This is a genomic window from Flavobacterium sp. GW821-FHT11G01 (genome assembly GCF_058808175.1).
This window is the reverse complement of sequence record NZ_JBXARK010000010.1, coordinates 84,171-106,087: the sequence shown is the minus strand read 5'-3', so window position 1 is coordinate 106,087 and position 21,917 is coordinate 84,171. Positions and strand designations below refer to the sequence as shown.

At 34.1% G+C, this 21,917-nt stretch carries 18 protein-coding genes; 9 read left to right on the top strand and 9 right to left on the bottom strand.

Annotation, left to right across the window (positions count from 1 at the left end; all coding sequences use genetic code 11):
- Positions 1-9: 9 nt before the first annotated feature.
- The 9 genes from AC1RRN_RS17490 to AC1RRN_RS17450 form a co-directional block, all read right to left on the bottom strand.
- Entirely contained in the window at positions 10-774 is a 765-nt protein-coding gene (locus AC1RRN_RS17490; RefSeq protein WP_492968531.1) for an SDR family oxidoreductase, read from the bottom strand.
- A gap of 222 nt (positions 775-996) precedes the next feature.
- Positions 997-1,722 (bottom strand): SDR family oxidoreductase, encoded by a 726-nt coding sequence (locus AC1RRN_RS17485; protein WP_492968530.1) that lies wholly within the window; start codon positions 1,720-1,722, stop codon positions 997-999.
- Positions 1,723-1,892: 170 nt separating this feature from the next.
- The gene (locus AC1RRN_RS17480) at positions 1,893-2,816 is read right to left on the bottom strand and encodes a helix-turn-helix domain-containing protein (RefSeq protein ID WP_492968529.1); all 924 of its coding nucleotides are present in this window, start codon (positions 2,814-2,816) and stop codon (positions 1,893-1,895) included.
- A 229-nt stretch (positions 2,817-3,045) separates the two neighbouring features.
- Positions 3,046-3,609 (bottom strand): 2'-5' RNA ligase family protein, encoded by a 564-nt coding sequence (locus AC1RRN_RS17475; protein WP_492968528.1) that lies wholly within the window; start codon positions 3,607-3,609, stop codon positions 3,046-3,048.
- A 24-nt stretch (positions 3,610-3,633) separates the two neighbouring features.
- Entirely contained in the window at positions 3,634-5,001 is a 1,368-nt protein-coding gene (locus tag AC1RRN_RS17470; RefSeq protein ID WP_492968527.1) for an alginate export family protein, read from the bottom strand.
- Positions 5,002-5,004: 3 nt separating this feature from the next.
- Positions 5,005-6,789 carry an amidohydrolase gene (locus AC1RRN_RS17465; protein ID WP_492968526.1) on the bottom strand — a complete coding sequence of 595 codons (1,785 nt, stop codon included), beginning with the start codon at positions 6,787-6,789 and terminating at the stop codon, positions 5,005-5,007.
- 93 nt (positions 6,790-6,882) lie between these two features.
- The gene (locus tag AC1RRN_RS17460) at positions 6,883-7,572 is read right to left on the bottom strand and encodes an isochorismatase family protein (RefSeq protein ID WP_492968525.1); all 690 of its coding nucleotides are present in this window, start codon (positions 7,570-7,572) and stop codon (positions 6,883-6,885) included.
- A gap of 220 nt (positions 7,573-7,792) precedes the next feature.
- The gene (locus tag AC1RRN_RS17455) at positions 7,793-8,107 is read right to left on the bottom strand and encodes a hypothetical protein (protein ID WP_492968524.1); all 315 of its coding nucleotides are present in this window, start codon (positions 8,105-8,107) and stop codon (positions 7,793-7,795) included.
- Between the two features lie 1,173 nt (positions 8,108-9,280).
- The gene (locus tag AC1RRN_RS17450; protein ID WP_492968523.1) at positions 9,281-10,225 is read right to left on the bottom strand and encodes an alpha/beta hydrolase; all 945 of its coding nucleotides are present in this window, start codon (positions 10,223-10,225) and stop codon (positions 9,281-9,283) included.
- Between the two features lie 438 nt (positions 10,226-10,663).
- Between AC1RRN_RS17450 and AC1RRN_RS17445 the strand changes: the two genes are divergently transcribed.
- The 9 genes from AC1RRN_RS17445 (at position 10,664) to AC1RRN_RS17405 (ending at position 21,812) form a co-directional block, all read left to right on the top strand.
- A complete protein-coding gene (locus AC1RRN_RS17445) occupies positions 10,664-12,133 on the top strand; it encodes an MFS transporter (RefSeq protein WP_492968522.1) in 1,470 nt (489 codons plus the stop codon).
- 46 nt (positions 12,134-12,179) lie between these two features.
- Positions 12,180-13,496: an MFS transporter gene (locus AC1RRN_RS17440; RefSeq protein ID WP_492968521.1), complete on the top strand. Its 1,317-nt coding sequence runs from the start codon at positions 12,180-12,182 to the stop codon at positions 13,494-13,496.
- Between the two features lie 88 nt (positions 13,497-13,584).
- Positions 13,585-14,421 carry a 5-dehydro-4-deoxy-D-glucuronate isomerase gene (kduI, locus tag AC1RRN_RS17435; RefSeq protein ID WP_492968520.1) on the top strand — a complete coding sequence of 279 codons (837 nt, stop codon included), beginning with the start codon at positions 13,585-13,587 and terminating at the stop codon, positions 14,419-14,421.
- Positions 14,422-14,425: 4 nt separating this feature from the next.
- On the top strand, positions 14,426-15,217 hold the full coding sequence (locus AC1RRN_RS17430; protein WP_492968519.1) for a gluconate 5-dehydrogenase: 792 nt from the start codon (positions 14,426-14,428) through the stop codon (positions 15,215-15,217).
- 18 nt (positions 15,218-15,235) lie between these two features.
- Entirely contained in the window at positions 15,236-16,642 is a 1,407-nt protein-coding gene (gene uxaC, locus AC1RRN_RS17425; protein ID WP_492968518.1) for a glucuronate isomerase, read from the top strand.
- A 153-nt stretch (positions 16,643-16,795) separates the two neighbouring features.
- Positions 16,796-17,818: a PfkB family carbohydrate kinase gene (locus AC1RRN_RS17420; protein ID WP_492968517.1), complete on the top strand. Its 1,023-nt coding sequence runs from the start codon at positions 16,796-16,798 to the stop codon at positions 17,816-17,818.
- Between the two features lie 11 nt (positions 17,819-17,829).
- Positions 17,830-18,498: a bifunctional 4-hydroxy-2-oxoglutarate aldolase/2-dehydro-3-deoxy-phosphogluconate aldolase gene (locus tag AC1RRN_RS17415; RefSeq protein WP_492968516.1), complete on the top strand. Its 669-nt coding sequence runs from the start codon at positions 17,830-17,832 to the stop codon at positions 18,496-18,498.
- 223 nt (positions 18,499-18,721) lie between these two features.
- A complete protein-coding gene (locus AC1RRN_RS17410; RefSeq protein WP_492968515.1) occupies positions 18,722-20,164 on the top strand; it encodes a tagaturonate reductase in 1,443 nt (480 codons plus the stop codon).
- Between the two features lie 31 nt (positions 20,165-20,195).
- Positions 20,196-21,812: a UxaA family hydrolase gene (locus tag AC1RRN_RS17405; RefSeq protein WP_492968514.1), complete on the top strand. Its 1,617-nt coding sequence runs from the start codon at positions 20,196-20,198 to the stop codon at positions 21,810-21,812.
- Positions 21,813-21,917: the final 105 nt, after the last annotated feature.

The window sequence follows — 21,917 nt, the reverse complement described above, 5'->3', positions numbered from 1 at the left end:
TCACAATTATTAAAGGTTCATTCCACCAGAAACTTCAATACGTTGTGCGTTTACCCAACGTGCCTCTTCGGTACATAAAAAGGCAACAACTCCGCCAATATCATCAGGTAAACCAACTCTTCCTAAAGCAGTTACTGACGCAATTTGTTGGTTCATTTGTTCGTTGTCGCGAACAACACCTCCGCCAAAATCTGTTTCGATGGCACCCGGAGCTACAACATTGGCTCTGATTTTTCTTCCACCTAATTCTTTTGCCTGATATTTTGTCAAAGTTTCGATTGCGCCTTTCATTGAAGCGTAAGCCGCGTAACCCGGAAAAGAAAATCGGGCTAATCCTGTTGAAATATTTACGATTCCGCCACCGTCATTCATTACGTTTAATGCTTTTTGAGTTAAGAAAAACGGACCTTTAAACTGAATATTAGTCAATTGATCAAATTCGGCTTCAGTTGTTCCGATGAATGAATTATGAATTCCGATTCCGGCATTGTTTACCAGAAAATCGAATTTATCTGTTTTAAAAGTAGCTTTTAGAATTTCTGAAACACTTCCGAAAAAAGAATCAAAAGTACCTGAATCAGCAACATTTAATTGAAGTGAAGCTGCTTTTTGACCTAAGTTTTCGATTTCTTTTACAACCAAATCAGCTTCTTCTTTTTTACTGTTGTAAGTAATGATTACGTCAATTCCTTTTTTTGCAATTGCGATTGCCATATTTTTCCCTAAACCTCTGCTTCCTCCTGTAACCAGAGCTATTTTTGTATTTACTGCCATATTTTATAATTGTTAATTGTGAATGGTTAATTGTGAATTGTTTTAAACACATAGAAACATAGATTTTTCCTTTGAAAAGGGTATAAAAAGAAACTAGTTTCTCACACATAGCCTATATAGAGGCAACATACTGTTTGTTTTATCTGCATTTCTATGTTTGTTTAAATAAATGAAATGCCTTCTATACGTTTACAATATCTATGTTTCTATCTGTTTAAATTATTAGTTCCCGTGTAACGCCTCAAACGACGCTTTTAATTCAGGAACACTTGCGTTTAATCTTGTTTCGCTGGTTCCAAAAGTTAATTCGTTTTTTCCTTGTTTTAGTTGTTCAAAAATTGATTCAATAAAACTGCTCACGCTTGGATGCGCGTCGTGAAGTCCAACTCCGCCCAAATCAGTATTCAATGCTGGTGGAATAATTTCAATCACTTCAATATTTTTTGTTTTCAAAATATGACGAAGTGAAATTGTAAACGAACGAAAGAAAGCTTTTGTAGCCGAATAAACCGGAACTTTTGCGAAAGGTGAAAAGGCCAATCCGGAAGTTACATTCATTACCGTTGTAAGTGATTCTAATTGAATAAATAAAGAAGTTAGGTGTAAAGGCGCTTCGATATTGGTGCTAAGTTCTGTTTTCATGCTTTCGTAAAAATCAGCATCGGTTACAGAAATCCATTTTTGAATTCCGGCGTTGTTGATTAATACATTTAAATCAGGGTGATTTTCTGCAATCCATTTGTAAAGTGATATGCGCTCTTTTTCATCTGATAAGTCGCATACTTTTGTAATTACGGTTGGGAATTTTGCTTTTACTTCGTTTAAAACAGTTTCTCTTCTTCCACAGATAATAACAGCATTATTTTCCTGAATAAAACGTTCGGTCAGGCCAAGTCCAATACCGCTTGCACCGCCTGTTATTAAAATTTTGTTGTTTGCTAAGTTCATCTTTTTGATCTTTTAAATTGATAAGACAAAGGTAGGAGCAAAGCAGAGCTGGGGAATTGTAAATTTCAAACCGAAGTTTGCGAAATTCAAATCAGGGCAATAATAAATTCCAAATAATAAATTCAAAATTCCAATTTTAGAATCTAAAATCTACATTCTAAAATCTAAAATTAATTTCGGAAAGCCAAAGGTGTAAAAGATGTTTGTTTTTTAAAAAAATTAGAAAAATGCGCCAATTCTTCAAAACCTAAAGAAAAAGCTATTTCAGAAATGTTCCAATCCGTTTGTTTCAAAAGGATTTTGGCTTCGTTTATGAGACGTGTGCTGATTAATTCGGTTGTGGTTTTTCCGGTATTTTCTTTTAAAACCTTATTTAAATGATTTACGTGAACCGATAATCTTTCAGCGAAATCCTTCGCAGTTCGCAGTTCTAATCGCTGATGTGGTGATTCAATTGGGAATTGTCTTTCCAATAATTCAGCAAATAAAGAGGAAACCCTTGCAGCCGAATTATGTTTAGAATAAAGTGCCGTAATAGGCTGTAATTTTTGTCCAAAGTGAATTAATTCCGCAACATAATTTCGGATTAAATCGTATTTATAGATATAATCAGAGTTAATTTCTTTTTGTATTTTGTTGAAAATCAATTCTACTTCAGTTACTTCTTCATCAGTAAGCTGAAAAATTGGATAACCGTCAGAAGCAAAAATAGGAAGGTCATCCAAATCAATTCCGCTTTTGTTTTTGGATAAAAATTCACTTGTAAAAACGCAAAATTGCCCGGATTGATTCGTGTCTTGAGGTAAATAATTATAAGGAATTTTTGGCGTGGCAAATAAAAGTCCTTGTTTCTCGATTTCGATTATTTTATCGGCATATTCGGCTCTGTTTTTACCCCGAATCAAACTGATTTTATAGTAAGCCCTTCTGTCATAAGGCATAGAAGGCTTGTCTTTCAGTCTTTCATAAAGTTCTTTGATGTCAAAAACATTAAAATGACCAATTTCTTTTTTAATGTCGTTGGGTAATAAGGAATTTGGTTCTACAGAAGAACCTTCGGTAATATCCTGGTAAAATGAATCTAGGGATTTCATAAGAGTGAATTGTAAAATTCAAATATACGAAAAATTGGTTTTAGTTTCAGATTCTTTGCTTTGTGTGAATTTAACCGCAAGGTTCGCAAGGATTTTACGCAAAGGGCGCTAGTAATTTCACGCAAAGACGCAAAGTCGCAAAGAAAATAAACTTTGCGACTTTGCGTCTTTGCGAGATTAAATAAGTCAGCTTTGCGAACCTTGCGTAAAATCCTTGCGAACCTTGCGGTTAAAAAAGGCTACCCTGAATTAATTCCGGTTGAGGATTACTGCCAAATGGAATAGTTTCAATTACAAAAAATTGTTTTTTAATTGGATCCAATTCTCGTAAGACAATTTCGCAGCATAAAAAATCAATATCAATTGTAGTAAAAAGTTGTGAAGCAATTTTAAGATTTTCCGGAGTTAATCGTCTTGCAATGGACATATGCGGATCGTCGCTTTTTTTGAGATTTAAAGCTTTCAAAACTTCCTGAGTTTTTTTCAGAATTGGTTTTAGTTTTACTTTCGAATCTTCATTTGGGGCAATAAAAAAGGCACCGCTATTTTCATAAGATCCAAAATGATCTAAATAAACGGGAAAAGGAATAAATGTATCACAGATTTTAAAAAGCTTTTGTTTGATTTTTTCGATTTCCGATTCTGCAATTGTAAATTCACAGATTGTAATATGGGCGACAGAATTACAACTGTTATACCAATCGATTTTGCTTTTTAAATAATCCTTCATTGTTTTTGCCGAAGCAATAACATCTTGAGAAGGATAAATGGCAACCGAATATTTCTTTTCCATTTTAAGATCTGGTTTTATGCAAATTTAAAATTTAAATTGTGCCGTCAAAGCCGCATAAAAATAATCTTTTCCTGTTCCGACTTCTTTTAAAAAAGAGCCCGCATTAAACCAGCCGGTTTCTAGTGTAAAGGCCAGAAAATCATTTGCAGTATAATCTAAATTAGAGATCAATTGAGAACCTATAAAACGTTCGGTTGTATCTTTTCCTGAATACAAAAGCTGCATATTGGGTGCGTATAAACCATCACTTAACGTTTGTCTCCAGAAAATATCATAATCAAATCCGAGGTTAAATTTTTGACTTAATTCCAAATTAATGGAAGGATGAATATCAATTAAATTCGATGGACCAATTAAAGCTACTAACCCAAAATAAGCGCCTCTTGGATACAATGGATTAAAAGTTTGCAAATGATTGTCGTCTGAATGTTTATCTCCTGAAATAATCTCTGTTTTTAAACCAATTTCGGGCTTGAATTTTACTTCTGAAAAAGTATAACAGGCAAAAGAGGAAATCGTCCAGGCCGAGATGGATTGCTGATTTATTGTTCCGAATTGATATAATCCTTCAAAATCATATTTCCAGTTTCCTTTATTTTTCCAGATTCGGGTTCCAATTGACTGACGATTTTCTTCTCCGATGGCATCGTCAAAAACAGCTCTCTTTTTCCACAATCCTAAATAATAGAAATCAATGTTCTGAATAAAAGGCACTTTATGAATCACGGTGTAACTTCCCCAAAATTGCGCATTTTCGTTGAAATCATCATTAAAAGTCCCAGGTTTATTAGCTACAGGATGTGTGTAAAAAGCATCAGTTTGCCAATTGTCTTTTTTATAAAATAATTTGACTGCATCAAAAGCAAGTCGGCTGTTTGGGCCTTCACGAACGGCAATTAAACGCTGTGAACCATACGACATTTCCTGTCTTCCGGAACGCAATGTCAATCGTTCGTTTTCACTTCTTATAAAATCAATATCCAGAAAAGCCTGATGAAAATCTAATTCATTTTCATCAACCGGACTGGGATCGATTTTGCTGTTGGCTAAACTGCTTTGTAGCTCCACAAAAGTTCTGAAAGCTCCCAAATGAACATCGGCATGAAGCAAATAACGAGAGAGTAAATAACCGTCGCCTTCATCAGATTCATCGCCCCATTTGTCGTTTACAGTATAGGTGTATTGCAATCTCGCTTCGCCACCAATGGTTGCATAATATTTGCTGTTTTGGCCAAGTGGAATGTATTTGATTTTTTCATACCAGTTTCTGGTTGAATCTTTTAAATAAGTCAAATCATCGTCATATCGCAGCTTTTGGAATGTCATTTTTTGTTGTGCATTTGAGGTGTAAAAGAAACCCAAAAGCAACAATAATCGGAATATAGTCTTCATAACTTAGTTTTTTTGATATCCTCCAAAATAATTTACCGGGCTCCATTCCGGAATCGCTTTCGGAATTGGATTCGCATACGTTCTAAATTCGTTATCGGCATAGACAACTTTGCCGTTTACGACAGTCAGTTTTGATTCTATGTTTAGAATTTTCTCTTCTGAAGTAGTAAAATAATCATCAGACAGCATCACGAAATCGGCCAAATTATTTGCTTTTAATATTCCGCGATCTTTTTCTAAATTAATCAATTGTGCACTTCCGTAAGTGAATAATTTTAAAGCAGTTGTTCTGTCCTGAATATTTTCATCCAGCATGTATTTTGTGCCTCCCAAGGTTTTTCCTGTTGTTAGCCAATATAATCCAACCCACGGATTGTAGCTGGCAACACGGGTTCCATCGGTCCCCATTCCGACTTTGATTCCCATTTCAAGGATCTTTTTGAGCGGAACCGTGTTTGCAGTAGCCGTTTTTCCATATCTTTTTATAAAACTTTCACCTTGATACGCCATTCTGTGCTGAATAGACAAACCTCCGTTTAACGCTTTGATTCTTTTTAGATTTTCAACGGAAACGGTTTCTCCGTGATCGAAAAACCACAATAAGCCATTTAAAGGTGTTTCTTTGTCAATCTCTTCAATGACATTTAAAAAACGGGTAATACTTTCGTTATAAGTCGCGTGAATTCTAAACGGCCATCTGTTTTTAATCAATAATGACAAAACCGATTTTAATTGTCCCTCCATTGCCGGACTTAATTCAGGTCTTGGTTTATCGAAATTTTCAAAATCTCCGGCACTCATTACTAAATTTTCTCCTGCACCTTGCGCGTGATATTCTACTTTATCTTCATCATGATCATCACATCCTTCGCCAATTTCAACGGTGCTGACCCATTTTGTGTAATCGTTAAGTTCACTTCCTGCTTTTTGGGCAAATAAGTAATAAGGCATTCTGACAGTTAAGTCGCTGTCTTTACATAAACCATTTGTTACGCCGTAATCATCAGGAAAGTTTTGGAATCCGCCTCCGGCATCAATAATAGCCGTTACACCAAGACGATTCATTTCAGACATAAATTGTTTGGTCGAATTTATTTTTTCTTCAGGAGTTAATTCAGGAAGTTTAGAAAGGGTAGAGTATAAGATGAATGCATTTGGTTCTGCCACTAATAATCCGGTTGGATTTCCTGAGGCATCTTTTTCAACCAGTCCGCCATTTGGATTTGGTGTATTGGCATCAATTTTTAAAGCTTCTAAGCCTGCTTTATTCAAATAAGCATGTCCGTATAAATGCAAAACGAAAGTAGGGACATCGCCGGTTGCTTCGTTTATTTCTTCTAAAGTAGGTAATCTTTTTTCTTCAAACTGATAAGCATTCCAACCACCAACAACACGAACCCATTGACCTTTTGGTGTTCTTTGTGCCTGCTCTTTTAGCATAGTCAAAGCTCTTTTTAGGGAACGAACGCCGTCCCAGCGTAATTCGGTATTAAAGAATCTTCCTCCGCGAATAATGTGCATATGAGAATCAAATATTCCGGGAATAATTACTTTTCCCTTAGCATCAATTATCGTGGTATTTTTGTTCTTTAATTTTAAGATTTCATTATTTTTTCCTGTTTTCAGGATTTTTCCATCGGCGACAGCCATAGCTTCAACAATCTTGTTTTTATTGTCTAAAGTATGAATTACTGCATGATGAACAATAAGTGTGGCACTTTTGCCCTGAGCGAAAATTGGTAGGGAAAGAATTAAAAGTAAGGCTGACAGTAAGGTTTTTGGTTTCATAATAGTAGTTTTTTATTTGAAGCTTTGGAGGAAAAAAAGGCTGTAACTTAAAACAGCCTTTTTTTAGATAACCAATCAAGAACAATTTATGAATTAGTGTTTTAGCATTTCATGTGCATATTGAACACCAACACCGTAAGCACCGCCATATTTTTTAACCAAATCAGTAACAGCTACATAAGTTTCCTGACGAGCCCAGTCGCGTTGTAACTCTAGTAAATATTGTAATGAAGTAATTGGGTGAGCGCCAGCCTGAACCATGCGGGTTACAGCCATTTCGTGTGCTTCTTTAGAAACATCTCCACTTGCATCTGTTATTACGTAAACATCGTAACCATCGTTAATTGCTGATAATGTTGGTCCTACGATACAAACACTTGTCCATAAACCACCAAAAACAATTTTCTTTTTGCCTTTTCCGATGATAGCTTTATAAGCTGGACCATCTTCCCAGGTATTCATTGAAGTACGATCGATATAATTTGAGGTTTTTTGTGGATAGAATTCTTCGATTTCACGGAAAACAGGTCCACTGAATGATTTTTCTGCTACCGTTGTTACAACAGTTGGAACATTGAATATTTTTGAAGCTCCGGCAACCAGAGCAGTATTGTTGCGTAATTGATCAATAGGAATGTTTCCTACAGCAAAGGCCATTTGGCTTTCATAATCAACAAGCACCAAAGTGTGATTTGTTGGATTTAATAATGCAGGACTTGGTTTTTGTGCAAATCCAATGAATGTTACGAATAATAAAACTGTTGTTGAGATTAATTTTTTCATGGTAATGTTATTTTGTGTGTTAATAAAAAAGTTTTTAAAATTTATATTCAGTTTGATTTTCAGTTTATTGCGTTCAAAAGCAGTGCCTTGTTTGTAAGGCGTTGATTTATAACGAATTTTTGAAAAAAGGCAATAATGATTTTAACGATATATCGTCAATGGTTAGGCGATCTTCGTAAAAGTTTTAATAAAAAGGCATTGATGTGAAAAATTCTGGTACCTAAATTTTTCCTTTAAGATGTAATCTGTGTTGTATTTCTGATTTTAACAAGCCACTTCCTCCGCCAAAATGTTCAATTACTTCGACATCGGGTTGTTGTTTTAAACAAAAAGAAGTAAATTCTTTTTCGACATGATCTTCGATTCCGGAACTCAGCAGAACGATGTCTATTTTGTGATTTAGAAAATATTCCTGAGCCGACTTTTCATCGCTGAAGCCTACCGCATTCCAGTTTTCGTAAGCATTCACCAATCGAAGTAAAATCTCCAATATTGGTTCGTTTTTTCCGAGTATTAAGAATTCAAATATTTTCATGATTCAGTGTTTTAAGATTCTGGTATTTTTAATACGCTAAGATTCTAAGTTTTTTTCTTTTTAGCTGTTGATAAAGCTTCTAATTTACTTTACAAATGTATTTCATAAATTCTTTTTTGAACTTAATCTAGAACAAGAAAGAAATCTTAGCAATTTAGCCTTTCAGAAACTTTAAAGAAATAATTTACTTTACAAATGTATTTCTTAAATTCTGAGTTCAACTTAATCTAGAACAAGAAACAAATTTTAGAAACTTAGCTTCTGAGCAACCGTAAAGAACTAATTTACTTTACAAATGTATTTCATAAATGCTCAGTTCAACTTAATCTAGAATAAGAAAGAAATTTTAATGACTTAGCCCGAAACCTCGGGAGATAACAACTTTTCAAAATGAAATTTCTTAGTAATTTACAAGGAGATATATGTTTGCATAGTATTTTTCTCAGCAATGTTGTTTTTATTGAAAAGAGTTAACTAAAACGAATACAATAAATTGAAAAAAATGAAATGTTAAAAGTGAAAAAAATGCGCAAAAATGAGGAAAACCGTAAGTTTTTCTTAAAAGTTGCTTGTAGTTTTGTGTTGTAGAAGATCAAAAGTTATACTGTTTTGCCTTTTTTAACAGTATAATGTTCTTCTTAAAACAGTTTTTGGAGAAACGTTTTTTTAATGAAAATTTGACGAATTCATTTGATCGTGATCATTGTATAAGTTTGCAAGACATACAAGAGAGTCTAATTTTTATAGGGTTTTTAGATTTGGTTACACGTTAACTAAATTTAAAAACCCTTTTTTATGAAATCTGATATTTAGTAATATTATAGAATATGGCCTACGGTTTAAACCGTGGAACAATATATTATGGATCAATCCTAACTTATGTAGAGAAAAAAATACCACAGAGAACGCAAAGTTTTTAATTATGCTAAGTCTAGTGAAAATACAAAATTCACAAAGCTTTGCGGACTCACATTGTGAAAATACAACTTAAATCTTAGTGGACTCTGCGAAAAACCTTTGTGTTCTCTGCGTTAAGACATGATCCAGGGAGTATGAAATTTTAATATTTCTCCAGAACATCTGGTTTTGATTCTATATTATCCGAAAACATTCATCACGATGTGTTCAAAAGATTAAAACCGTGGGTGTTTGAAACAGATTAGTTGAAAAGTATTAATTCGAAAATCCATGAGCTTTAAGCCATTCTTCACAATCTCTGGTCCAGAATTTACTGGTGTCTTTTACGCCAAGACCAAAACCATGACCACCACTTTCATATAAATGTAACTCAGATGTAACTCCGTTTTTTTTGAGTGCTAAATAATAATTTACACTATTTTCTGGTAAAACTGCCGTATCATCTGTGGCATGTACGATAAAAGTAGTTGGCGTTTGCGCTGTTACTTTTTTCTCATTCGAAAAAGAATCGATTAAGTCTTTTGATGGAGTATTGCCTAATAAACTAGTTTGTGATCCTTTATGTGTTATGTCGTTTTCCATAGACACAACAGGGTAAATTAGAAGCGAGAAATCAGGACGTGCGCTTATTTTTGAAGAAGTTTCATATACTCTTTCATCATAATGAGTTGATAACGTCGATGCTAAATGTCCGCCTGCAGAAAATCCCATAATACCAATCTTATTCGGATCAATATTCCATTTTGCAGCATTTAAACGTACAATACGCATAGCTTCCTGCGCATCCTGCAGCGGACCTACGGTTTTGTTTGTCATGATTAAATCGCTCGGCAGTCTGTATTTTAAAACAAAAGCTACAATTCCTAAACTATTAAGCCATTCTGCAACTTTAGTTCCTTCTTTATCAATAGCCAAATGCGAATATCCACCACCCGGAAGAATAATTACAGCCGTTTGATTTTGCTTTACTTCTTTTGTGAAAAAAATACTTAACGTTGGTATTGAAACCTGACTTGTACTTTGTACTTTTCCATCTTTTATGATTTCTTTTTCTTGATAATCAGAAGCTTTAATTTCTTGTGGAATGGTTTTCCACAATGGAATTACCTGATTTTGAGCTTGTAGCTGACTTGTGATTCCGAAGAATAAAATCAGGTTTAAAAGAGATTTTCCAGTAATGAAGTGTTTTGAGTTTTCCAATTTTATAAGCTTTAGTTTTTAATTAATTTGACAGGAGGATATTCAAATTTATATTTTTTTATTGATTTCTCAACTTTACCGTAATATAAGAACTTTAAATTTAGGATAAGAATACTCTTTATAAATAGATTTAAAAAGATTGATCTCAGTACAATTGTGACATACAAAACGGACAAATTTCACATGTTCACATTTAACATATATATTGTTTAATGTGTAATTTTGTGTTCTTTTTTTTATGTGAAATGTTAATTTAAAGTAGTAAAATAATTTTTTATACAATTTATTTGTATTATTAAGATTTAAAAGTATATTTGTGCAATCGATTACATTAATTGTTTTTTGTTACACTAATCCCTTGATTTTGAAGTTCTGACTTAAAAATAAATGGATTGTCCAAAACACCAAAAATTATAAATTTAGAATAAAACCGTTACCATGAATCAAACAAATGAAATTTCTATTAGTAAAACTAATAAATCAACAGGAAGATATCGTTGGAGTATATGTGCATTGTTGTTTTTTGCAACTACTATCAACTACTTAGACAGACAGGTTCTTTCTTTGACATGGAGCGATTTTATAGCTCCGGAATTTCATTGGACTAATAATGATTATGGAAATATTACTGCTTTATTTTCCATTTTTTATGCAGTATCATTACTTTTTGCAGGAAGATTTGTGGATTGGCTGGATACCAAAAAAGGGTTTTTATGGGCAATCGGAATATGGTCTATCGGGGCTTGTTTACATGCCTTTTGTGGGATAGCAACTTCAGGAATAATTACAGGAAACTGGTTCGTAGGTTTTGAAGGAGCAAAAGATGCCATTCGCGCGGTTAACGATACCGGAATGGTAATTAATGTGAGTGTGAGTTTGTTTATTTTTGCCCGTTTTGTTTTGGCAATAGGTGAGGCAGGAAACTTTCCTGCAGCGATTAAAACTACTGCTGAATATTTTCCTAAAAAAGACAGAGCATTTTCTACCAGTATTTTTAATGCGGGTGCAACTGTTGGTGCATTAGCAGCACCAATTTCTATTCCGTTTATTGCAAAATCTTTCGGTTGGGAAATGTCATTTATCATTATTGGTGCTTTAGGTTTTGTATGGATGGGATTTTGGGTTTTTATGTATGATAAACCAGAGAGACACCCAAAAGTTAGTGCTGAAGAATTAGCATACATTCAACAAGATGATATTGCAGACAGTAAATTAGTTGGATATGTTCTTGATACCAGAACAAAGGTTTCATTTATAGATTGTTTTAAATACAAACAAACATGGGCTTTTGCTTTCGGAAAATTTATGACTGATGGTGTTTGGTGGTTCTTTTTATTCTGGACACCAGCATATTTAAGTTCAGTTTACGGAATGGATTCTACCGAAGCAGCTTTGCCGTTATTTGTTTTATACATGATTACTTTACTTTCTATCATTGGGGGTTGGTTGCCAACTTACTTTGTAGAAAAGAAAGGAATGAACCCGTATGAAGGTAGAATGAGAGCGATGTTAATTTTTGCATTTTTCCCATTATTGGCTTTAATCGCGCAACCCTTAGGTTATATTAGTTATTGGTTGCCAGTTATCATCATTGGTATTGCAGGTGCTGCACATCAATCATGGTCAGCAAATATTTTTACAACAGTTGGAGATATGTTTCCTAAAAAAGCAATTGCAACCATTACAGGTATTGGTGGCTTGGCAGGAGGTGTTGGTTCGACTTTAATTAATAAAGGATCAGGAATGTTATTCGATCATGCAAAAGAAACTAATATGGCTTTTATGGGCTTTAAAGGAATTGAAGCCGGCTACTTTATCATCTTTTCGATTTGTGCAGTTTGTTATTTGACAGGTTGGATTGTAATGAAAAGTTTAGTTCCAAAGTATAGCCCGATTACAGATCTTTAATAGATTCTGATCAACCAAACTAACTAACCAACCAAACCATAAAACTATGAATGAAGCCAATGCAGCGATAGGAAAGTATCGTTGGACAATATGTAGTTTAGTCTTTTTTGCTACGACAGTAAATTATTTAGATAGAAATGTAATTAGTTACCTCCGACCCTTTTTAGCAGAAGCTTTTCATTGGACACCGGAACAAGAAGTAATAGATTATTCGAATATAGAACTGGCTTTTAAAATTGCATATGCACTTGGAATGCTGGTTGCGGGAGGAATTATAGATAAATTAGGGACTAAAATTGGTTATGCCATTGCAACTGGTTTGTGGAGTTTGGCGGCAATTGGTCACGCATTAGCAACAGGAACACCAGGTTTTTTAATTGCACGTGTATTTTTGGGAATTACAGAAGCTGGAAATTTTCCTGCGGCGATAAAAGCTACGGCTGAATGGTTTCCGCAAAAAGAAAGAGCTTTAGCAACCGGTATTTTTAATTCAGGAAGTAATATCGGGGCTATTATTGTGCCATTATCTGTGCCTTTTATTGCAGAAAATTATGGCTGGCAATGGGCTTTTATCTTAACCGGAATTGTTGGTTTTGTCTGGCTTGCATTATGGTTTGTTTTGTATGAAGTACCAGAGAAACAAAAAAGGTTATCTCAGGCTGAATTAGAATATATCAATTCAGATAAAATAGTAACAACTGAAGTTGAAGATACAGAAAAAGTATCATGGTTTAAATTACTTAGTTTTCGTCAGACCTGGGCTTTCGCTATCGGAAAATTACTTACAGATCCGGTTTGGTGGTTTTATCTATTCTGGTTGCCTGACTTCTTAATGAAACAATACAAACTTTCGGCTACGGGAATTATTTGGCCTTGTGCTTTAGTTTATGTTATTGGAAGTGTTGGAAGTATTGGAGGCGGATGGTTACCATTGAAATTAATTAATAAAAACTGGCCAGCATATAAAGCACGTAAAACAAGTATGTTGATTTATGCCTTTGCTGTTTTACCAGTATTGTTTTCTCAGTATTTGGGAGCTATAAACATGTGGTGGGCAATTTTAGTAATTGGTTTAGCTGTTTCTGCACATCAGGCGTGGAGCGCTAATATCTTTACAACAGTTTCAGATATGTTTCCAAAAAAGACAACTGCTTCAGTAACAGGAATTGGTGGTATGTTCGGAGCACTTGGTGGAATTTTACTAACTTTAGTGGTTCAAAAAAACATGTTTGTTTATTATACTAAAATAGGAAAAATCGAAACAGGGTATTTTATCATGTTTTGTATCTGTGGAGCCTCATATTTAGTGGCTTGGCTGATTATGCATATTTTAGTTCCCCGAATGAAAAAAGTAGAAGTGTAAAATTTACACAAATAAATTTTCATTTGTATTATGATATTTGAAGATAAAAATATAATTTTGTGCAATCGATTACATTAAAATAAAAATTATGACAAAATATAGTTCAAGATACGCGTCAAGCCCTGAAGCAGTAAAACAATATGACACACAACAGTTAAGAAATGAATTCTTAATTGATGATTTAATGCAGGAGAATGAAATCGTATTGACATATTCTCATTATGATCGATATATTGCTGGTTCTGCTGTTCCTGTAAAAGATCTTACTCTGGAAACTATTGATCCTCTAAAAGCGGGTTATTTTTTAGAAAGAAGAGAGATGGGGATCATTAATGTTGGCGGTAACGGTTCTGTTGTTGTTGAAGGAACATCTTATGAATTAGGATTTAAAGATGCTTTATATATCGGAAGCGGAAATAAAGAAGTCATTTTTAAAAGCGCTGACAGCAAAAATCCGGCTAAATTTTACATAAACTCTGCACCAGCCCATACTCATTATCCAACTGTAAAAGTTAGTTTAGAACAAGCTAATAAATTGCAGTTAGGCACAATGGAAACGGCAAATCACCGTACAGTAAACCAAATGATTATTGGTAGTGTGGTTACAACTTGTCAGTTACAAATGGGAATGACGGAGTTACGACCAGGAAGTGTTTGGAATACTATGCCAGCACACGTACATGATCGTAGAATGGAAGTTTATTTTTACTTAGATATACCAGAAAATCAGGCTGTTTGCCATTTTATGGGACAACCACAAGAAACAAGACATATCTGGATGAACAATCATCAGGCAGTTATTTCCCCACCATGGTCTATACATTCAGGTTCAGGAACTAGTAATTATACTTTTATCTGGGGAATGGCCGGTGAAAATTTAGATTATGGAGATATGGATGTTTGTAAAATAACTGACTTAAGATAAGAACATGACAAACTTATTTGATATAAAAGGAAAAGTTGCCCTGATTACAGGAAGTACGCACGGACTTGGAATGGCGATGGCAAAAGGATTGGGTGAGGCAGGAGCTACAATTGTAGTAAACGGAAATTCTTCTCAACAAAAAATTAATGATGCTGTTGCAGTGCTTAAAAGTGAAGGCATAAATGCTGTGGGTTATAAATTTAATGTAACCGATGAGCAGGAAGTTAAAACTGCTGTTGCAAAAATAGAAAGTGAAGTTGGGCCAATTGCTATTCTGATTAATAATGCGGGAATCATTAAAAGAATTCCGTTGATCGATATGGAAGTTGCCGATTTTAAAGAAGTTATTGATATTGATTTAGTTTCTCCTTTTATCGTTTCAAAACACGTTGCGAAAGGAATGATTGAAAGAAGGCAAGGAAAAATAATAAACATTTGTTCCATGATGAGCGAATTAGGCCGTAATACTGTTGGGGCTTATGCTGCTGCAAAAGGCGGACTTAAAATGCTGACTAAGAACATGGCGACAGAATGGGCAAAATACAATGTTCAAATCAACGGAATTGGGCCTGGTTATTTTGCTACTGAACAAACAAAACCAATCAGAGTTGACGGGCATCCGTTTAATGATTTTATTATTAGCCGTACTCCGGCTGCAAAATGGGGAGATCCGGGCGATTTAGCCGGAGCTGCAATATTCTTATCTTCTAAAGCAAGTGATTTTGTCAATGGTCATATTTTATATGTTGATGGCGGAATTTTAGCAACTATCGGTAAACCATCAAACGAAGAATAATTCTCAATTATAAAAAAAATGAGCTCAAATAAAACATTCATAAACGACAATTTTTTACTTGAAAATAAATACGCTGAAGAGTTATATCATAATTACTCAAAAAATCAGCCTATCATAGATTATCACAATCACCTGAATCCACAGTTTATTGCTGAAGATAAAATTTTTGATAATATCACACAGGTTTGGATTAATGGCGATCACTACAAATGGCGTGCAATGCGTACATTGGGAATAAACGAACAATTTGTAACCGGAAATGGTTCTGATAAAGATAAGTTCTTAAACTGGGGAAAAACGGTTCCATATACTATGCGTAACCCATTATACCACTGGACACATTTAGAATTGGCTCGTTATTTTGATATCTATGATTTATTGAATGAAAAATCAGCTGAGAAAATATATATCGAAACTTCTGAAAAAATAAAATCAGAAGCTTACAGCACACAAAACTTACTTAAAAAAGTAAATGCAGAATTAGTTTGTACTACTGAGGATCCGATTGATAGTTTAGAGTTTCATCAAAAACTAACAAAAAATCCAATTGGAACAAAAATGAGTACTGCTTTTAGACCTGACAAAGCAATCTTAATTTCTAATGATGGCTATAACGCATACCTGGATACATTGGGGGATGTATCCGGTGTTGCGATTAACACTTACGCTGATTTACGAGATGCTTTGAGAAAAAGAATTGAATTCTTTAATCAAAACGGCTGTAAATTAAGTGATCACGGTTTAGATCAAATTTATTTTGAAGAATTTACAGAGGCTGAAGTAGCTTCTATTTTCAAAAAGAAAAGAGAGAACAGAATCGTAACTCCAGAAGAAGCATTGAAATTCCAAAGTGCAATCTTGTTATTCTTAACAGAAACATACCATGAATTTGGTTGGGTACAGCAATTTCACTTAGGTGCATTAAGAAATAATAATGCCCGTATGCACAGAATTTTAGGACCTGATACAGGTTGGGATTCTATTGGAGATTATTCACAGGCACAAAAACTATCTTCTTTCTTAAATGCATTAGATAGCAAAGATAAATTGACAAAAACAATTATTTACAACCTGAATCCGGCTGATAATGAAGTTGTGGCTACGATGATTGGAAACTTTAATGACGGAAGCGTTAGAGGGAAAGTACAATTTGGTTCAGGATGGTGGTTTTTAGATCAGAAAGACGGAATGACAAAACAATTGAATGCCCTTTCAAACATGGGATTAATTAGTTGTTTCGTGGGAATGTTGACAGATTCAAGAAGCTTTTTATCTTTCCCAAGACATGAATATTTCAGACGTATTCTTTGTAATCTTTTAGGAGATGAAATTCAAAGAGGAGAACTTCCTGCTGATATGGAATGGATTGGAAAACTGGTTTCTGATATTTCATACAATAATGCAAAAGAATATTTCAAATTTTAATTTTTTTGAACCATTAAGATATTAAGGTTCATTAAGAAAAAAGTAAATAAAAAATAACCATAAGAAATTAAGTTCATTAAGAGATAACTTAATTTTTCTTAATCTCTTAATGGTAAAAAATAAAAGCCTTTTACTGGTAAACAATAAAACAATATGAGTAAAATAGTTGCATTCGGCGAAATTATGTTGCGTCTTTCTACAGAGAGACATCTGCGTTTTTCACAATCTACAGCATTTGGTGCTACTTATGGAGGTGGTGAATTCAATGTTTGTGTGTCTTTGGCAAATTATGGTTTAAATGCAGAGTTTGTAACAAGATTGCCTGAGAATGAAATTGGTGGATCTGCGTTGAAAGAAATACGAAAAATGAACGTGGAATCTAAAAATATCATTTTTGGAGGAGAGCGTTTAGGAATCTATTTTCTTGAAACAGGTGCGGGAACCAGAGGAAGTAATGTGGTCTATGATCGTGCGCACAGCTCGATGGCAACTATTGAAAAAGGACTTATTAACTGGGAAAAAGTATTAGAAGGTGCTACCTGGTTTCACTGGAGTGGAATTACACCTGCAATTTCTCAAAGCGCTGCAGAAGCTTGTTTAGAAGCTATTAAAGTAGCGCACAAAATGGGAATTACTATTTCTTGCGATTTAAATTACAGATCGAAATTATGGCAATATGGTAAGACGCCAAGTGAGGTTATGCCAGAAATGTTGCAATACAGCAACGTTATTTTAGGAGATATTGATACAGCTTATTTTATGTTGGGAATACCTAAAGTAAATCCAAATTATCAGGATGAAAAATCACTTCCGGTTTTATACACGAAGTTATTTGATTTGATTCCGAATTTAAAAACTGTAGCGACAACTTTACGTTATTCTGTAAGTGCTTCACACCAACGAATTGGAGGTGTTTTATTTGACGGAAAAGCAATTTATCAGGCAGCAGTAAAAGAAGTAACACCTGTTGTTGACAGAGTAGGAAGCGGAGATGCCTTCATGGGAGGCTTGATTTACGGATTGTCGCAATATCAAAATGATAATCAAAAAGCATTAGATTTTGCCGTGGCTGCTTGTTGCTTAAAACATACCATTGCAGGAGATTATAATTTAGTGACCTTAAAAGAAGTTGAAAATATGCTTGGTGGTAATTCAGCCGGATTAGTATCAAGATAAAAAATAAAAAAATGGCAAAATATTCAAGAATTGAAGTAGCGCAGCAAATGAAAGAAAACGGAATGGTACCGTTGTTTTTTCATTCAGATATAGAAATAAGTAAAAAAGTTTTAAAAGCTTGTTATGATGGTGGTTCACGACTAATGGAGTTTACCAGCAGAGGCGATTTTGCTCATGAAGTTTTTGGAGCTTTGAACAAATATGCTTTGGCTGAATTGCCAGGGATGATGTTAGGTGTTGGTTCTATAACAGATGCCGCTTCAGCATCTTTATATATGAGTTTGGGTGCTAATTTTATTGTTACACCGGTTTTTAGAGAAGATATTGCAATTGCCTGTAATCGTCGTAAAGTATTGTGGTCACCAGGCTGCGGAACACTTTCTGAGATTGCGAGAGCTGAAGAATTAGGTTGCGAAATTGTAAAATTATTTCCTGCCGATATTTACGGACCAGAGTTTATTAAAGCAATAAAAGGACCTTGCCCTTGGACGAATATTATGCCAACCGGAGGTGTTTACCCAACAGTAGAAAGCTTGTCTTCATGGTTAAATGCAGGTGCAACTTGTGTGGGTCTTGGATCACAATTAATTTCAAAAGATATATTAGATAAAAATGATTTTGACGGCTTAAAAAATAAAGTAAGTCAGGTTTTGGATATCATTAAAAATATTAGAAAATAAATAAGGAGTAATCATACCGATTCCTTATTTAGATTGCAGTTTTTTTTAGATTTTAACGTTTTGTAATAGAGCATTACGCTTGCTAAATATAATTTGTCACTCCTCACAGCAAATTGTATTTTACTCTTACAAGTGTAATGTTTCTTTTACAATTAAAAAAAGAACTTCTTATAAAGTAATAAGGTATTTATCGTGGTTATTTATAACACTTTAATGAATTAAAATGAAACAGTTAAACAGAAAAAATACAGGATTAGAAAAGTTACAGCCAATTAAAGTAGTTCAGTTTGGAGAAGGAAATTTCTTAAGAGCTTTTGTTGATTACGCTTTTCATAAACTAAATAAAGAAGTTGATTTTAATGCTGGTATTGCAATGGTTCAGCCTTTGAAAGACGGTATGGTGCACCTGATTAATGATCAGGAAGGTCTTTATACTTTGTTTATGAACGGTATTAAAAAAGGCGAAAAAATACAAGATATTGAGTTAATTACTAACATTGTAAAAGCTATAAATCCCTATACTGAATTTGCAGATTATTTAGCTTTAGCCAAAGAAGAAGAACTTCAATTTATTGTTTCAAATACTACTGAAGCAGGAATTGAATTCATTGAAAGTGATACTCCGGATATGCAACCTCCAGTTTCATTTCCTGCAAAGTTGACTGTTTTATTATATGAAAGATTTAAACATTTCAATGGAGATGCTTCTAAAGCAGTAACGATTATTCCTTGTGAATTGATTGATTACAATTCAGAGACGTTGAAAAAATATATTTTACAATATTGCGATACATGGAAGTTAGAAGATGCTTTTAAAACTTGGGTATCAGATGCTTGTACATATCACAGTACTTTGGTTGACAGAATTGTTCCTGGATATCCAAGAGCTGAAATTGAAGAATACAATAATAAATTAGATTACCAGGACAATTTAATTGTTGCTGCTGAACCTTTCTTTCTTTGGGCTATTGAAGGTGGCGATGCTTTAAAAGCAAAATTACCTTTTCATAAAACAGATTTGAATGTAAAAATCGTTGATGATATACGCCCTTTTAAAATGATTAAAGTTCGTATTCTAAACGGTGCACACACGGCAATGGTTCCTTTTTCACTTTTGTACGGTAACAAATTAGTAATGGAAACTGTTGATGGAGACTTTACCGGAAAATTTGTAAATGGCGTTATTGGTGAAATTAGTGAAACGCTTGATATGGACAAAAATGAAATTACGGCTTATTCTGAAGAGGTAATGGACCGATTTAAAAATCCATTTATCAAACATGCATTGGCTGATATTGCATTAAATTCTATCTCAAAATTCAAAGTAAGGGTTTTACCTAGTTTATTAGGATACTATAATGCTAACAAAAAATTGCCTGTTAATTTGACTTTTTCATTAGCGAGTTTAATTCAGTTCTACAAAGGAACCTGGAACAACGAAGCATTACCTGTAAAGGATTCTCCAGAGATAGTTGAAGCATTTAAAAACGCCTGGGAATTAGGATCTGCAGATTTAGTTGTAGCTAAAGTATTAGCTAACACTGACTTCTGGGGTGAAGATTTAACTAAAGTAAATGGCTTATCAGAAGCTTTAGTATTGGCCTTAAATGAAATTGAAGAAAACGGAATAGAAAAAGGATTTGCTAATTTCAGCAAACAATATTAATTAGATTACATACTTTTTAAAAATTACGATCATGCAAAAAAAATTAATAAAAGTAAACCCTTCAGATAACGTTGCTGTAGCATTAGTTAATCTGGTTGCTGGCGAGGTAATCAACTTTGAAGGACAAGATATTACGATCGAATCTGATGTGAAAATGAAACATAAAATTGCGATGGTTCCTTTTAATGTAGGAGATCGTATTATTATGTATGGTGTTTTGGTTGGTAAAGCAAGTGCCAGAATTGAAAAAGGAGGATTGCTTTCTACTGCAAACGTAAAACACGAAAGTGACAAAGTAACGGGTAAAACTGAAACTATTGGCTGGAATTCTCCAAATATTGATAAATGGAAAGATAGAACGTGGCAGGGCTATCATAGAGAAGACGGGCAAGTTGGAACTGAAAATGTTTGGTTGTTTTTTCCTTTGGTTTTTTGTGAAAACAGAAACATTGAAATCTTAAAAGATATTTTTGAGAAAGAATTGATGAAACCAAAAGAGAACGATTATCAATTGTTACTTCGTTCCTTGGTAAAAACCGAAACAGGCGGAGCTGGTAATGAAGCAGCTTCTAACGATGCTAATTTATTCAATAATATTGAAGTAAAATTCATTACGCACCAAGGTGGATGTGGGGGAATTCGTCAGGATTCGCACAGTTTAGCTAAGTTATTGGCTGGTTATGTAAATAATCCAAACGTTGCAGGAGCTACCGTTTTGAGTTTAGGATGTCAAAATCTTCAAATTCAGATTTTCAAAGATGCTTTAGATGCAATTAATCCAAACAGTAAAAAACCTGTTTTAATCTACGATCAACAACAAATCGGAACTATTGAAACGATGTTGAGCAGTGTTGTAAAAGATACTTTTGAGGCGATTAAAAAAGCAAATGATATAAAAAGAGAGCCTGCTCCTTTATCTAAATTAAGAATTGGTTTAGAGTGTGGTGGTTCTGATGGATTCTCCGGAATTTCAGCTAATCCAACATTGGGAGTGTTATCTGATAATTTAGTAGCATTAGGAGGAACTACAATTCTTTCTGAATTCCCTGAATTATGTGGAGTAGAGCAGGAATTGGTAAACCGTTGTGTAGATGATAAAGACGGAAAACGTTTCTTGGAATTAATGCAATGGTATGAAAAAACAGTTGTAGATGCAGGTTCAGGCTTTGACATGAATCCATCTCCGGGTAACATTAAGGACGGTTTGATTACAGATGCAATGAAATCGGCTGGTGCTGCTAAAAAAGGAGGGACTTCACCAATTGTAGGTGTTTACGATTATGGAGAATATATTAATGAACCAGGCTTTACATTGTTATGTACACCAGGAAATGATGTGGAATGTACAACCGCAATGGTAGGTTCAGGAGCCAATATGGTTTTATTTACAACAGGTTTAGGAACTCCAACAGGAAACCCAATTGCACCAGTAGTGAAAATTTCATCTAATACGGAATTGGCTAGAAAGATGTCTGATATCATTGATATTGATACCGGCGGAATTATCACAGGAGAAAAATCAATCAATGATATGGCTGATGAAATGCTGGAATTTATTATTGATGTTGCAAGTGGAACAATCAAAACTAAAGCTGCAATTTTAAATCAAAACGACTTTATTCCTTGGAAAAGAGGGGTTTCGCTTTAATAAAAAAAGATAATTATAAAATAAGCTCACTATGTAGTGAGCTTATTTTGTTTTTCACCATTAAGATATTAAGTTTCATTAAGCCCAAAAGCTTTATTTTCTTAA